The 14,415-nt window shown below is 34.8% G+C and carries 14 protein-coding genes and 1 pseudogene; 2 read left to right on the top strand and 13 right to left on the bottom strand.

What is annotated here, in order from left to right; translation table 11 throughout:
• Positions 1 to 145 precede the first annotated feature (145 nt).
• The 7 genes and pseudogenes from AC6HVZ_RS00850 to lepB form a co-directional block, all read right to left on the bottom strand.
• Complete coding sequence (locus AC6HVZ_RS00850; protein WP_497556230.1) at positions 146 to 1,606, bottom strand: sodium/proline symporter; 1,461 nt, start codon at positions 1,604 to 1,606, stop codon at positions 146 to 148.
• Between the two features lie 37 nt (positions 1,607 to 1,643).
• Positions 1,644 to 2,603, bottom strand: coding sequence for an ornithine cyclodeaminase family protein (locus tag AC6HVZ_RS00855; protein WP_497556231.1), 960 nt, complete (start codon positions 2,601 to 2,603; stop codon positions 1,644 to 1,646).
• A gap of 18 nt (positions 2,604 to 2,621) precedes the next feature.
• Positions 2,622 to 3,788 (bottom strand): NAD(P)/FAD-dependent oxidoreductase, encoded by a 1,167-nt coding sequence (locus AC6HVZ_RS00860; RefSeq protein ID WP_497556232.1) that lies wholly within the window; start codon positions 3,786 to 3,788, stop codon positions 2,622 to 2,624.
• Between the two features lie 394 nt (positions 3,789 to 4,182).
• Positions 4,183 to 4,260 (bottom strand): annotated as a pseudogene (locus AC6HVZ_RS00865) (YjcZ family sporulation protein); the annotation flags it as partial.
• A 191-nt stretch (positions 4,261 to 4,451) separates the two neighbouring features.
• Entirely contained in the window at positions 4,452 to 5,588 is a 1,137-nt protein-coding gene (locus tag AC6HVZ_RS00870; protein WP_497556233.1) for a S1C family serine protease, read from the bottom strand.
• A gap of 27 nt (positions 5,589 to 5,615) precedes the next feature.
• The gene (locus AC6HVZ_RS00875; protein WP_497556234.1) at positions 5,616 to 6,779 is read right to left on the bottom strand and encodes a zinc ribbon domain-containing protein; all 1,164 of its coding nucleotides are present in this window, start codon (positions 6,777 to 6,779) and stop codon (positions 5,616 to 5,618) included.
• Positions 6,780 to 7,268: 489 nt separating this feature from the next.
• Entirely contained in the window at positions 7,269 to 7,793 is a 525-nt protein-coding gene (lepB, locus tag AC6HVZ_RS00880) for a signal peptidase I (protein WP_497556235.1), read from the bottom strand.
• A gap of 1,315 nt (positions 7,794 to 9,108) precedes the next feature.
• On the opposite strand from lepB, the gene AC6HVZ_RS00885 reads away from it, so the two are divergent.
• Positions 9,109 to 9,261, top strand: coding sequence for an FbpB family small basic protein (locus AC6HVZ_RS00885; RefSeq protein WP_497556236.1), 153 nt, complete (start codon positions 9,109 to 9,111; stop codon positions 9,259 to 9,261).
• Between the two features lie 94 nt (positions 9,262 to 9,355).
• On the opposite strand, the gene ric is transcribed toward AC6HVZ_RS00885, so the two are convergent.
• The gene (gene ric / locus AC6HVZ_RS00890) at positions 9,356 to 10,051 is read right to left on the bottom strand and encodes an iron-sulfur cluster repair di-iron protein (RefSeq protein ID WP_497556237.1); all 696 of its coding nucleotides are present in this window, start codon (positions 10,049 to 10,051) and stop codon (positions 9,356 to 9,358) included.
• Between the two features lie 74 nt (positions 10,052 to 10,125).
• The gene (locus tag AC6HVZ_RS00895) at positions 10,126 to 11,019 is read right to left on the bottom strand and encodes a DMT family transporter (RefSeq protein ID WP_497556238.1); all 894 of its coding nucleotides are present in this window, start codon (positions 11,017 to 11,019) and stop codon (positions 10,126 to 10,128) included.
• Between the two features lie 125 nt (positions 11,020 to 11,144).
• On the opposite strand from AC6HVZ_RS00895, the gene AC6HVZ_RS00900 reads away from it, so the two are divergent.
• The gene (locus AC6HVZ_RS00900) at positions 11,145 to 11,477 is read left to right on the top strand and encodes a hypothetical protein (protein WP_497556239.1); all 333 of its coding nucleotides are present in this window, start codon (positions 11,145 to 11,147) and stop codon (positions 11,475 to 11,477) included.
• A 46-nt stretch (positions 11,478 to 11,523) separates the two neighbouring features.
• On the opposite strand, the gene AC6HVZ_RS00905 is transcribed toward AC6HVZ_RS00900, so the two are convergent.
• The 4 genes from AC6HVZ_RS00905 to AC6HVZ_RS00920 all read right to left on the bottom strand — a co-directional run bounded on the left by AC6HVZ_RS00905 (position 11,524) and on the right by AC6HVZ_RS00920 (position 14,304).
• Positions 11,524 to 11,739, bottom strand: a complete 216-nt coding sequence (locus tag AC6HVZ_RS00905) for a hypothetical protein (RefSeq protein ID WP_497556240.1) — start codon at positions 11,737 to 11,739, stop codon at positions 11,524 to 11,526.
• Between the two features lie 67 nt (positions 11,740 to 11,806).
• The gene (locus AC6HVZ_RS00910) at positions 11,807 to 12,298 is read right to left on the bottom strand and encodes a YkyB family protein (protein ID WP_497556241.1); all 492 of its coding nucleotides are present in this window, start codon (positions 12,296 to 12,298) and stop codon (positions 11,807 to 11,809) included.
• 106 nt (positions 12,299 to 12,404) lie between these two features.
• Positions 12,405 to 12,983 (bottom strand): SCO family protein, encoded by a 579-nt coding sequence (locus AC6HVZ_RS00915; protein WP_497556242.1) that lies wholly within the window; start codon positions 12,981 to 12,983, stop codon positions 12,405 to 12,407.
• 466 nt (positions 12,984 to 13,449) lie between these two features.
• A complete protein-coding gene (locus AC6HVZ_RS00920) occupies positions 13,450 to 14,304 on the bottom strand; it encodes a metallophosphoesterase (protein WP_497556243.1) in 855 nt (284 codons plus the stop codon).
• Positions 14,305 to 14,415 lie beyond the last annotated feature (111 nt).

A 14,415-nucleotide genomic window follows, 5' to 3' on the forward strand; every position in this document is an offset into this window, starting at 1 on the left:
ATGCCATCTCTTTTTTAGAGATGGCATTTGCTTATTTTGTGTTTCTCATGCTTAACAGGCTGTAATACCCCCACCTCCAAGCGTGAGAAATCCCAAACGTGAAGGTGGGGGAGGAAGGGAAACCCCCACTGAATGAAGTTTCACTTTATAATGCTCCTTCTTTTGTTCCGGAAACAATATTTTCTTTCTTATCTGGAAGTAATAGACTGAATACGATACCGAAAAATGCTGCAATAAAGAATGTTGTAAAACGGGATGTCATCATTTCTTCTAGAGGAGTACTTATCCATAATATAGTTGATACTAGCCCAGCTGATACGGTTGCAACTACACCTGCACTTGAGTAACGCTTCCAAAAGAATGTCATCAGAATAGCAGGAGAGAGTGTACAGCCTACTCCTGCCCAGGCCCAGCTCACTACGAGATACAATAGCGACTCTGATACAAGAGCAATTACCATCCCAATAAGTCCAAATAGCAAAACGGAAATTCGTGATATCCATACTAATTGTTTATCTGTGAGCTCTATCCCCATGGCCTTATGAATAATATCTTCACTGACAGAGCTGGTAACCACAAGTAGCTGTGAAGTAGCGGTGGTAATAATTGCAGCTAATACACCAGCGAGTAAAACTCCAGCAATCCATGGTGGCATTAATTCCAGAATCATTGTTGGTAAAATGATTTCAACATCTGCGAAGGAACCCTGATCGTACATAGCAATTGCAGCTAATCCAATTAAAAATGCGCCACCATATGCCAAGAAAGTCCAAACAATTGCTACCACAGTACCTTGGTTGGCATCTTTTTCACTTTTTAATGCCATGAAGCGTGTACTGAGTTGTGGCTGACCACCAAGGAAGCCAAAAAACCATGCAAAATTATTAAAGAATAATACCCCCAGTGCAAAACCTGTTAGTCCACCAAACCAGGAATTAAATGAATCACCAGCACCAACTAAAGATTGTGTAATAGACAAATCATTCGTATTAATATAGATCAATGCAGCTATTGGCAAGGCAACTAATGTAATTACCATCATTACACTCTGAATCATATCTGTCCATACTACAGAAATAAATCCTCCGGCAACTGTAATCAGGATAATGATAATCGTTGCTAAGAATATGCCTAATGCAGGTGGCATTTCAAATGAGGTAAATAACATTTTACCTGCCCCTGCCATTTGAGCACCAACATAAAACATTAAGAATCCAGCTATAAGTGAGCTTGTAAGCCAGCGAATAACATTTGCCTTTTGTCCAAAGCGTACAGCTAAATAATCCGGTAATGTTAGGACATCATACTTATCTGTCTCTCGCATAAATATTTTTGCAAGGAATAGCCAGGCAAAAATAATCCCAAGGGCGATACCTACAGCAACCCATATCCCTGATAAACCAGTCATAAAAACAAATCCAGTATAACCCAGTAATAGCCAAGCAGACTCACCAGTTGCTCGTTCGGAAAAGGCAAGTGCCCATCCTGGTAATTTTTTTCCGCCTAATAAAAAGTCTGATTGTGTTTTACTTACTCGACTGAAATAATATCCAATTCCAAGAATTACAACACAATAAATAATGAATTGCACAACTATAATATTCATCGTTTACCTCCATTTTAAGTGAAATCGCTTTCATAAATTAGTAACTCAACTGTTTACCAACTCCTTTTTCGATTGCTTTTTGATAGATCAAATTAGCGGTAACTACATCGAATAAAGCCATTCCTGTTGATTTAAAGATAGTACCTTTCTGATCTTTCAAATTATGTTTAATTGTGAGGTATGATGACATTGTTTGAATAAAGCTTCTGTTAATCCACTTGTTATCAAGGGGTATTCGGATATCGCCAGACTCTTTAACTGCATCCTCTGAGTCTACAATGATCCGATTCGATTTGTGATAGAGAGCTTCCGGAAATTCCCGCATTCCAGGCTGAAAAGAGCCTATGCCAATAATTAATTTATTTTCTAGTAAATCTGGATTATTTGGCAGAACTGGTGTAAAGGAAGTTGTGGCGGTAATAATAATCTCAGCATCTTGAATGGCAGCTTCAACAGTTTTCATAGCATGCAGACGTACAGACCTGTCCAATTGTTTCTCTAAATTTTCTTTAAAGAGAGGAATTTTATCATAGGAACGATTAAATAAATAAATATCTGTGATTGGACGCTCTGAACAAGCAGCAATTGCCTGATAAAACCCTTGAACCCCTGTACCGATAATGGCTACCTTTTTAGCGTCTGCTTGAGATAAATGGCGGATAGCTGAGCCGCCAATAGCACCAGTTCGAAATCCTGTAATAAACGAGCCATCCATAATAGCTTTTACTTCACCCGTCTCACTGCTGTTTAAAATAACAAGACCATGTAGCGTGGGGTGTTTAATATTATTAGGAAAAGAAGTTACTAATTTTGTACCGATAGCATCTTCTGTTAAACATGGCATTAGTATTAAAGTATTCGGATCATCAGTAATCTGCATTCTTGTAGGCATTTGAAATTGCTGTGATTCATATAATCTATAGGCTGTATCAATCGCATCAATAGTTTCCTTCATACTAATCGCCTTTAAGATATCCTGTTTATTCAAAAACAACATAAAAATCAGCTCCCATTTTTATACGATTGCACCTTCAATAATCAAATTGTTTTCCGCAAATCTCTCAAATCGTAATGGGGATAAATCTAAAGTCTCGTATTGCCCAGTACGTATGAATTCAGACAATCCTTTTCCAACGGCTGGTGCCTGCTGCATACCATGTCCACTGAAGCCGCAAGCAATGAAGTATCCATGAACTTCTGGATGCGCTCCGATGATCGCATTTTGATCTATCGTGTTATAGCTGTACATCCCCGCCCAACCACTAACAATTTTCGCTCGCTCAAAATTGGAAATGCGATGACTTAGTATTGGCCATAAATATTCCAGAAAGAATGAACGTTTCCATTTAAAATCTATTCCTGGTCGTACAGTTTCCGAATATCCAGTTATTAGAGACTTTCCTTCATGACGGAAATAAACCCCTGTTGGATCCACTGTTAAAGGTAAATCATTTACTAAAGATTCTGCTATATCAAATTGAATGATTTGTCTTTTTAAAGGGACAACAGGGAGGGGGTATCCCATTTTCTCACTTAATGCTGATGCCCACGGTCCAGCACAATTAACTACAATTGGAGCTTCATAGCTATCACCATTTGTTAGCTTGACTCCGATGACTTTTCCGTGATTTTGTAAAATCGAATCGATTTCTTCATAAACATAATTTGCCCCAAGCTGTTTAGATTTTCGGGCATATCCCTGCATGACGGAATATGGATCTAAATAACCATCCTCACCACAGTATAGACCACCGTTAAGATCATCTATGGTTAATTCAGGAATAATGGATAATAATTCTTCCTTTGAAAGTAATTCAGATGGTACGCCATTACTTTGCTGAAGCATCCATTGTTGTTTTAATTCTTCCATTGTTTCGTTTTTGGCAAGGAAAAGATAGCCTCGTTGTTTAAAATCTATCTCAGCTTTTTCATTTCCAATAGCCATATCCTCAGGAAATGTTAAATATTTTTTTAAACCAAAACGACTGATCTGAATATTAACAGCGGTGGTAAATAATTGTCTTATTCCACCAGCACTTCTTGGTGTGGATGAAAATTCATAAATGCTGTCTTTTTCAAAAACAGTAACTTCCCCACTATAGCCATCATTCAGTAGATTATATGCAATACTAGAACCAATAACTCCGCCACCTATTATAATAATATCGGATGTGTATTTCATTTTTTCACCTCCATAATAATATTTAATGATAATTCATAAGATTATATACATTTATAACGTATATAGCCTATAAAATCTATGGTTAATTTATACAAAAAAACAAAAAATTTATTCGAAATTATCAATATTATGTTAGAATATAATGGAGTTAGAAATCATTTTAATTGGAGGAAAGGGAATAGAAGGTTTAGTTCAAGTTGCACAAAAGGCAGTGAAAGCGGCTTCATGAATTTCTCCTTTTGTTTATCTATTAAAAAAATAGAGAAAATAACAACACTGGATACAAGCTATTTTAAACATTGTACATTTTTATATTTAATATTAAAAAATCTCATGATTAAGCTGAAAAAATAGAAGCTTGTGCTATCAAAAGAAATAGCACAAGCTTTCATATTTAGCAATAAAAAGCTGCGCCAACAATGATTAGAAGGATAAAAAGCACAACAATTAGCGCAAAGTTATTTCCGTATCCGTAACCGTAGCCGCCTACATTACCACAGCCGAAGCCACCACCATAACCATAGCCCATTCATAAACACCTCCTATATATTACAATTATACTATATGTAAAATAGCTAAATTTGTATGGACGTTTTGCCTATTACAGAGAAAAAGGGGAGAAGACAATAATAACCTAAAGGCTCGCTGAGGCGCCAGAGGTTATCAATTTTCAGAACTACTAACATCTAAGATTTTTAATTGATCATTTTCATAACCAGTTGTAAAGTCAAATTTATATGTTTTTTTTGATGTGTCTTCCTCATTCTTCCGTTTGTTTTCAATTGTAACATTTACAGTTGTATTGATTTGATTTTCTTCTGTTATTTTACTGGACAGCTCTGAATAGCTCATATCAACAATATTAATGTATTGTTTACGGAAGTTTGGATAAGAAATTTCGGATTGTGTTGAACTTCCAAGTAATGCGTATGCATTTACATAGTCTCTGATATCAATACTTTCCAGAAAATAATCAATTAAGTACTCAACCTCTTGTGTAAATTGCTCGGGATCATGTGTGACAATGTCAGAAGTACTGGCAAAGTCCAACTGATCATTTTGTGCTTCGTTCGACCATTGCTCTATTTGATCGATTACTTCATTGATTGGAATACTAAAGCCAATAGTTCCGTCCTCTGTGCCTACAGAGTTAATTCCAATTACTTTGCCAGTTTGTCTATTAATCAAAGGACCACCGCTATTTCCATGTGTTATTTGGGCGGAAATTTGATATACATTTGAATAATCGAAACCATCTACTGAGAAATTCCGCTCAGATCCTGAAATGATACCAAGGGTAACTGTGTTTTGAAATCCATGTGGACTCCCTAATGCAATAATTTCATCTCCTATTTCCGCTAGTGTCTCTTTCTCAACAATTGAAAAAGACTGACCCGCAAGCTGGGGAACGCGAACTACTGCAATATCTAACTCTTCGCCAATACCAACAACAGCAGCTGGATAAATTCGAGCATTGGCCGTTCTGACATTGATCATATCTGCATCTTTTATTACATGCGCATTCGTAATAATATCTCCTTTTTCATTATAGATGAAACCAGATCCTGTAATGGTATTGTATTCATTTTGGCCATCAATTTGTACTACATTTTTCTCGGCTTCATGAATAATAGCTTTTAAATCAAGCTGCTGAGAGCCTGTAATTACTTTATTAATAATTGGATTGCTAACCGATATTTCCTCATTACTCCAATGGTTATAGATCATCACAAAGGTGGTAATTCCAAGGATTAATAGGATTATTGATATTAGTATTGGTGGAAGCCTTTTGCCTTGCATGGATTTTCACCTCACTTGCAGTATTGGTTATTCTGTGTACCAGGTGATTTTATTCACTTCTATTTTTAGGTTTTTGTCTTGGTCATCGATATCAAAATGAGTAAATTCAAAATCACCTATTTCTTCCGGGTAAAGCTTATCGGGATAAACATACACTTCATTTGATAAAATTTCAGTATCGTTTTTAGTCAGGAGAGAATATTCAAGTAATATAGAGTTAACTGGTATAGTTGCTACACTTTTCACTTCACCAATTACAACTAATTTTCCCTGTTTATCGCTTTTAATATTAGCGGAAATAATTTCGATAGCATCTGTTTCATTGATTTGCTGTTCTTTGGCTGCAGTGTTAATTGCCTGTTCAATTCTTTCCTGCTGGGCTGTTTCAAAAGCTACTTGCTCCTTGTCAATCGTTGTTTTTAAACTTTGCAGCTTTTCGGCATTTGGTGCATATTTAAGTCCATCCTCAATAAATATAAGCGCATCATTGAATTGCTTATTTTTTAATTGTTCACTGGCTTTTGAATAGGAATAGTCAATGATCTGATCTCTTATCGTTGTAGTAATTTTCTCTGCTTCAATACTCTTTATGGCATCTGCTTCCCATAATAAAATTTTCAAATCTTCAATAGAAGGCTCTTGTTTTAATATATCTTTTAATTGTTCTATTTGGATGGTATCTTTTGTTGAAACAATACGGTCAATTAATTCATTAACTGCAGGACCATCAAAGTTTTTCAAGGCATTTTCTGCTTCGTTTATCAGAGATATTGCTTGTTGATAATCTTGCTCATTCAGTAATTCGATTGATTGAGTTATCCTTTCTTGTACATTCAGCGCTTTATCCATAAAATCCAAAGAAATGGCTGCATGTTTAAAGTTCTTTTTATGTTTTAGTGCATCCGCAAATAATTCCCTTGCTTGTTCATATTCTCCATCTAAAATATACTTTTCACCTTGTTCATATAAATTCTTGGCGCTAGCAGTTTGCTTTTCCAAGACTAAATAATAAACACCGCTTGAAATAAGTAATACAGCGGCTAGTACTGCTGGTAAATACCATAATTTATTTATATTATTTTTTTTCTTTAAACGATTATTTATATCATCGGGTAACTGTTTTCCGCATTTAATACAATAGCTTTCATCTTCCTTTATATTAGTCCCACAATATGGACAGTGAAGCATCATAAGTCACCTACTTTTCATTGGTGTAGTCTTTCTATCATAATATCATAATTTAACTTTATTTTGGATGGAATTATTGGTATGATAGGGTAGAATTATGCTTGCAATAAATGGTTTGGGATATGCTAAGCGTACATAGATAATATGAAGGGGGTTGCTGTAGACAATGGAATTAGCTTTTGGAATCGTTTGTCTTGGCCTAGTAGTACTGAATATTGGATACTGCATTTTCGATAATGAAAAATAAATTTGAAAATGTGATGTTTGTTAAAGGGATCCTTAAAAAGCGTATTTTGCTTTCTTAGAATCCCTTACACTGCACAAGTGCAAGCTTTTGGGTAAATGCCCTAGTTCAACGAAAAATGCTTTTCGTCTGCGATGTAATTACCTCGGGAGTATTAATCATGCACGTATGCGGTTGGAAAGTAGATTGTACTTTTTTGACTGACAATAAAAATAGAGCCAGGTATATTATCTGGCTCTATTTTTCGTTTATCTTGTTTTGGATAATTCATTGAAAGGAAAAATTATAAATTCTGAACGCCCTATGATCTCATCCTCCTGAATAAACCCTAACCCATTTCTACTGTCTTTACTTATCGCACGGTTATCCCCCATAACGAAATAGCTGTCTTCGGGTATTTGGATAGGACCAAAATTACCTGTTCGCTGTTCAGCTTCTTCATCGATAAAGTTTTGTTTATATTTTTCTCCATCTATATACAGTTCGCTCCCACTGATTTCAATTGTTTCACCTGGCAATGCGATAACTCTTTTTACGTAATTTTTAAATGGACGCTTTATGATCACGATATCTCCACGCTCGGGGTTATCAACTATGTATATAATTTTATTGAAAATCACTCTTTCCCCGTCTTTCAGTGTAGGATCCATACTTTCACCTTCAACAATGGAAGTAGCAAATATAAAAGTTCTTAAAAATAAAGCAATTAATATAGCAATTATAATGGCTTTAGCCCATTCGAGCCATTCATTCTTCTTTTTAGTTTGAGTCAACGATGTCATCCTTTCTTAGAAAACTTGGCTTATCACCAAGCCGTAATGGCAAAAATCTTAGTTCAACGAAAAAGATTTCGTCAGCGATTGCCTTTGCTTCGAAGTATTACTTATGCACGTATACTGATTTCTTAACATTCCTATCAGTGCAAAAGATATTCCAATATTATAGTAGCACAGTAATCGTCAGTATTCGAGTGTTACATTGTTAAATCTAGGTGTAAAGGCTTGTAATAACTTTTAATAGTATGAGAAGTTATACCACATTCAAAAAGGTGGTGTAAATAAATATCCTGGTAGAAACAAGAAATCTTCTTAAACAAATTGAATCTTTACGTAATATACTGACTCTGCATTAGATAAAGGATTTACTCATGCAGAGTCAGTTCTGATCAGTCAGAAATTGGATGGAAAAAGGAAAAAATACAACTTTTTCCTTTGATCTGGATCTAATTAATTATTAATATCCTATGTATATGAACCGCATAATATCTTCTTATAAGAAAAGAAAAATATAATCCCAAATGATTGTTTTTATGTATTTTTCCTAATAACCCCCAAATCCAGTATTAGCATGAAGCAAATATAAAACATCCGATTTTAATAAACTCAACTTTCGCAGCGTAAAATGAACACATAAGTCTTGAAGGAATAAGGAAGGCTGAAAATACACTACTCGAGTTGACTTTGGTTTAACGGTTCGTATTTGCTATAAGATGTGTAACAAGTTAGAAGGCAGAAATGTGTTATAATGCCGCTGCGGAAATACATGTCGCTTTCCGTGGGCGGCTGATGAGCCTCCTCGAGCTAACGCTCTGTGGGGTCTCATCCAGGCCTCTGCTCCCACAGGAGTCTCCATGTATTTCCTCCGCTGATTTTTAATTTTTTCTTTCGTATTCACTGTAATGCAATACTTAACAATCGATGTTGCACTGTACCAGCATTTGATTGGAGCGGAGGGCAGTTGACTCCTGCGGGAAAAGCACGAGTCTGAAGACACCGCAGGAAGTGGTTTTCTTCCGAGGAGGCTGAGGCCGTGCCCGCGGAAAGCAACTGCCCGCTGCGGAAATCAAATGCGGCAGTAATTGCACATTTTATACTTGTGTGTACAACGATCTTTTATGTTTATCAAGGTTGTCAAGCCAACAATTAGAAATATTTTGGGTTGATCAAAGTTAACTGTTTGAGCTTATTTTATTGGTGCGAAAGTTGAGTAATAAACTATCGAAAAATTTAACAAAATGTTCGAATAATTGAAATTTATAATCTGAAAATGAGGGTATACTAGTAATATAACCTAAAAGGAGAGGATAATATGCGGCCAAAAACGATGAATTTTGAACAGCTTGTTAAACAGAACAAACAAGAATTGTTAAATGATGAAGTGAGAATATCTCAAATTGAATTGCGGTTAGAGAAAAAACAAGCAGAGTTAGCATTACAAAAACGTAAAGAGATGAGTATCTAATATTCCTCAGGGATAATAGAGAATGAATGAAGTTACAAATTAGAGAAAGGAATAACATAAAATTATGTTACTCCTTTCTCTAATATAGGAAAATTTATTTAACTCGCTTGAATAATACATTATTTTCTAAATGAACATGCTGGAAGGTGTCGGATTCTAACTCAGCTAATCGTGCATATGTTATTCGATATGAATTACATGCATCTTCAGGTGGTGCGAAATCATTCGTTATTTCTCTTATTCTTTTTAAAATATTTCCTTGTGATTCATGTTCGACCTCTAATCCACCATTTGCCTCGTGAATATGATGTGCGAGTTTTTCGCTTGGTTTTTTTTCAAATTCTTTAATTAAAGGGAAAACTTCTCCTTCTTCTTTAATCATATGTTCTTCCATATCCACTTTAAAATCATTATACAGTCTGTACAATTCTTCAAGATGAGGATGCTTTGCACCATGTACACGGAAAATTTTTGTTACAAATTGTCCTAGTGCAGAAAGTTCTTCATTTAAATAGGCATGGTGGGTAAACACAATATGATCTACTAATTCTGAAAGGGCGACTTTATCCCAGTCAGTTACTTCATGATCTTCTTTACTCCAGCTTTCAAATGCTGTATTTAATTCTGACAGGATACCAACTTCATTCAGTTTTTTTTCTGTAAATACTGTACCAAGTGGGCGATCTCCACCACAGCAAAAGTCGATACGTCGTTTCTTAAATAAATCACTAGCCTTTGGAAAAACTTTAACAATTTCAGCCGGTGTATGTTCAGCCGTAAATGAACTCATTTAACTATACCTCCTTGTATTTATCAATCTGCATAAATGATAACCGTTTTCACTAAATTATTCCGTGATAGAGATCACTTCGCAAGTTGTTTTTTAGCTCTTCCATTTAATTGCATACTGATTACTGCACCTATAATACAGGCCATTCCAAGCATTTGGATGGATGAAAATGCTTCTTGGAAAATAAAAATACCGATTAATGTTGCTACAACAGGCTCGATTGTGGACAAAATAGACGCTTTGGAAGCTTCAGTTTGATTTAACCCATAGGTATAAATGATGTATGCAAATGCCGTCGGTAAGAATCCGAGACCAAATACGTATAACAGAACTGTTGGATCTTGCAGCAGATGAACCTTTTCCTGATAAGGAAAAAATGGCAGTAAAGTAATAGATGCAATCACAAATGTATAGGTAGTAATACTTAAGCTTTTGTATTTTTTTAAAGCACACTTACTAAAGATACTGTATAGGGCATAACCGATGCCTGAACCTAATCCGAAAAGTATACTGGTGATCTGCAATGCTTCTAGGTTGAATGGTATCAATCCAACTACTAAACATGTTCCAATTAATGTAGCAATTAATGCAGTTATTTTAACTCTTGTCAATGGCTCCTTAAAAAGAAAGAATGAAATAATTGTAACAAAGGCAGGAGCTGTATATAGTAATGCTGTTGCAAACGGCAGTGTTGATAATTCAATTGCTGTAAACATGCAATAATTAAAGAAAATAATGCTTAAAATACCTGTGCCTAAAAAATATTTAATATCTTTAGGTGTATGTAGTTTTAAGTTTTTGGGTGAGATAATTAATATATAAATAACTAATAAAATTGCAGATGACCACGCTCGAAGTGTTACTACTTCCATTGGTGTAAAACCAAAAGTGTATAAATTTTTTACATACCAGCCAATGGTACCCCAAAGCGCTGCACCAATTATTATAAAGTAAAATGCTTTGTTCAATATAGTATTCCCCCTTTCTAATTATGTCTAAATTCGATTATAACAAATTTATGCAAATATTATGTATGTTTTAACTTAAAATTGCTAAAGCTATGAAAGAATAGAAAGTGGGGGAGGATACGGTGATGAAAAGTTGGATTGATTTTTCTCAGTTTAGTCTTTTTGGAATCAATCGGGATATTGTTTTATATCTAATTATTTTCTTTGGTATTATTGGGTGCTTTTTAATTATTAATCCCCTTATATCCTGGTTCGTCGCATTACAATCTACAAAAGTATTAAGCTATATTATTAGCAGCTTAATTGTTTTTGTTCTCTTTTTTTTAATAGTAGAATTTGTGTGGGATTTACAGTACCTACTAAATAATATACTTAAAATCATCTTACAATGTCTGGCTGCTTTTGGTGTGGTGCTGATTATTTATGATAGTTTTCAACGATTAATTAGGAAAATATAAAAAAAGCGCACGAGATATATCGTACGCTGATAACAAATCAATTAGTTTACGCTTCATTTTTTGTTCCCAGTTTATTTTGTATGTTTTCAAGCCACAGAAAGACGGGGTGAAAATGTTCCTTTGGTGATTGCAAATTTTCTGGAGCTGCTCCCATAACTAATTTCTTTTCTGATTCTGATAGTTTTTCATAGTGATCCTTTAAAATATGAGTTTGGTTAGCATAACGTTGCAGCTCGTATATAAATTCCTTTAGCTCTGTCATAATGCTTCCTCCTTTTATTATTGAATACCTTAAAATAAAAGGATTAAAACATTTTTATCTTTCAATCTTAAAAATTTCGCCGGCTCTTTGTTGGTGGCCACTCCATTTTTCCAAGTGATGATGGGGTGAAATAGGGAGAATAATGTTGTCTTGGAGCGGCTGAGTGTTTTTTCTTCGGCGTCCAATCGATATACTGATATATGACTCTTTTAGCCTGTGATAAAGACATCTTTGTTTGTGGATTACGATAATTTTCATCAAGTGCTCCCAAATGTTTAAGTTCTTTGAAGTCTTCTTTTGTTGGAGGTATGTGAAAAAAATAATTGTCTACTTTTACAAGCAGCGTGGAGTGTTGGTTACTGAATTTAGGATGATCTGAGAAATGAAGACCTACCTTCGTAGCTCGTTTTTCTTTTAACAGGCGAGTAATCGCTTCTTTTTTTATAAAATATAGATGTTGGGGCTCTGGTGCTGTTTTTGCGTGCCTATTTATAGTAAACAAGGCTTTGGCAATATCAATTAAACGGATTGAATCGTTCACTGTTAATCCTCCTCTCATATAGAATGTTAAGACTTGTCTATATCGTATCGCAAAGCTTGTCTATACGCAAATAAAAATTAAAAAAAGAGTGGAAATTTTATATGATTTCCACTCTTTTTCATTTTTAGTTATATCTTTTAAGGTCTTCTACGATTGTTTCCATTTCAGCTGGCATTGTTCCAGTATAACGTTTGATGGCCTTGCCTTCAGGCGAAACAAGAAAGAAGCTGGTTACGTGCATTACCTGGTCTGAATCAGCTAATAATTCCACAGGGGACTTAAAAGAATTAATAGAGAACTCTTTGATTTCATCAAATTTATAACCTGTCAGGAAATCCCAATTATCGAAGGAAGCTTCACGGGATTCGCCGTAGTTCTTTAATGCTTCAGGTGTATCGTTTTCCGGATCCACACTGAAGGATACCAATTGTACATCAGCTAATTCGGCATCATTTAATTGCATTTGCAGCTTTACCATATTGGACGTCATTGGTGGACATACCGTTTCACAATTTGTGAATATAAAATTAGCTACCCAAAACTTTCCATCTAAATCACGCTTACTGACTTGTTCACCATCCTGATTCGTAAAAGTAAAATCCTGGACTTCATAAGAGAAATCCCCTTTGTATTCATCTCCACAAGCACTTAAAATTATGAGTAAAATAATCAATGGCAGTACAAATTTGTACTTTTTAAGCATATGTACAACCTCCGTAAATTTGAAATCCCCATAATCTTAGCATTTTACCAATAGAAATACTATGGATAAATTGTTAACATATCGTTCTGGAAAGCTGTAGATAGATGAGGCTAAAAGATAGGTTTGGCCCAAATTATAGACCAAACCTTAAAGATCAATAATACCCTTTGTGATAATAAGGGTTATATCCTTGTTGATATCCATAAGGGGGATAATAAGGGGGATAAGGCGGGTAAGGTGGATATGGATAATATCCTCCCTGTTGAATAGCGCCATATATAAACGGACCGAAAGCAAGCCCTGTTAAAAAAGGTAATACTGGGAATATCCGTTCATCTTGATTCCCCAATGATTGATAGCTATATTGGTTGATAGTGGGATAGTTCAAAGAAATCTCCCTTTCATTATAAACTTTTCTACATATTATATGCTTTTTAACTAAAAAGGAGCTTGGCTATTTGGATATTTAATTGTGTTTTTTGAGTGTATAGGAATGAATTTCCGGCTTACATAAAAAACGATATGGCAAGCGGGTAGTACCGATACCGCTATTAACATAGAGTGTAAGTTTATCATGACCTAACGTATATTTCCCCTGAACATATTTTTCAGCGAATAATGGGGTGTATAAATGTCCAATAAAAGGAAATCGGACTTGCCCACCATGACTATGGCCTGATAATTGAATATCAATAGGGAATTGAACTGCAGTATCTGCATAGTCAGGCTCGTGTGCTAATAAAACAGTAAATAAATCTGAATTAGCTTGCTGTAATGCTTTATTTAAATCTGGTTTACCGAGCATCATATCATCTATTCCGGCAAGTACAATCTGTTCATTTTCTGATTCAATGACAGTGTGGCTGTTTTTTAAGAGCTTAAATTCAGCCTGCTCCATGACATCCTTGACAATATTCGTACCATATCCACCATGATCATGGTTACCATATATCCAGTACTTTCCAGACTTTGCTTTTAATGAACGTAATAATTTTATTAGATCTTCGTTCCAATTATAGTTATTTGGTTCATCAACCAAATCTCCTGTAAACACAATTAAATCTGGCTTCAAGGTGTTCATTTTATCAACTAATTCTTTAAATTGTTCAAGCGAATAATGAAAACCGATATGTGTATCGGAGAATTGTATAATTGTAAAGTTATTAAATTCGGATGTGATTTTTTTAGATGATATTATATTTTTATTAATATGGAGTAAGGTCGGCTCTACTTCACGTGCGTAGTAATAAGTTCCACCACTTAATCCAACAAATGCTATTAAACTTCCAAGAGCCTTTTTCAAAAAGGAGCGCCGATTCATAATAAGTCAAACCTTTCTAAATCTGTTAATGAAATTATAGCATGGAATCCACAATTTATTTAACTTTTTTAATGGAATACTTGTCTTAATTATCAGTAAATTCTTTGACAA

The sequence above is a fragment of the Oceanobacillus sp. NCCP-135 genome, from assembly GCF_059698015.1.

Coding starts and splice junctions, on each gene's coding strand:
- AC6HVZ_RS00860 (WP_497556232.1), bottom strand. CDS start 3,788: ATGAAATACACATCCGATATTATTATAATAGGTGGCGGAGTTATTGGT.
- AC6HVZ_RS00905 (WP_497556240.1), bottom strand. CDS start 11,739: ATGACAGAGCTAAAGGAATTTATATACGAGCTGCAACGTTATGCTAAC.
- AC6HVZ_RS00885 (WP_497556236.1), top strand. CDS start 9,109: ATGCGGCCAAAAACGATGAATTTTGAACAGCTTGTTAAACAGAACAAA.
- AC6HVZ_RS00870 (WP_497556233.1), bottom strand. CDS start 5,588: ATGCAAGGCAAAAGGCTTCCACCAATACTAATATCAATAATCCTATTA.
- ric (WP_497556237.1), bottom strand. CDS start 10,051: ATGAGTTCATTTACGGCTGAACATACACCGGCTGAAATTGTTAAAGTT.
- AC6HVZ_RS00910 (WP_497556241.1), bottom strand. CDS start 12,298: ATGAGAGGAGGATTAACAGTGAACGATTCAATCCGTTTAATTGATATT.
- AC6HVZ_RS00875 (WP_497556234.1), bottom strand. CDS start 6,779: ATGATGCTTCACTGTCCATATTGTGGGACTAATATAAAGGAAGATGAA.
- AC6HVZ_RS00900 (WP_497556239.1), top strand. CDS start 11,145: ATGAAAAGTTGGATTGATTTTTCTCAGTTTAGTCTTTTTGGAATCAAT.
- AC6HVZ_RS00915 (WP_497556242.1), bottom strand. CDS start 12,983: ATGCTTAAAAAGTACAAATTTGTACTGCCATTGATTATTTTACTCATA.
- AC6HVZ_RS00920 (WP_497556243.1), bottom strand. CDS start 14,304: ATGAATCGGCGCTCCTTTTTGAAAAAGGCTCTTGGAAGTTTAATAGCA.
- AC6HVZ_RS00850 (WP_497556230.1), bottom strand. CDS start 1,606: ATGAATATTATAGTTGTGCAATTCATTATTTATTGTGTTGTAATTCTT.
- AC6HVZ_RS00855 (WP_497556231.1), bottom strand. CDS start 2,603: ATGTTGTTTTTGAATAAACAGGATATCTTAAAGGCGATTAGTATGAAG.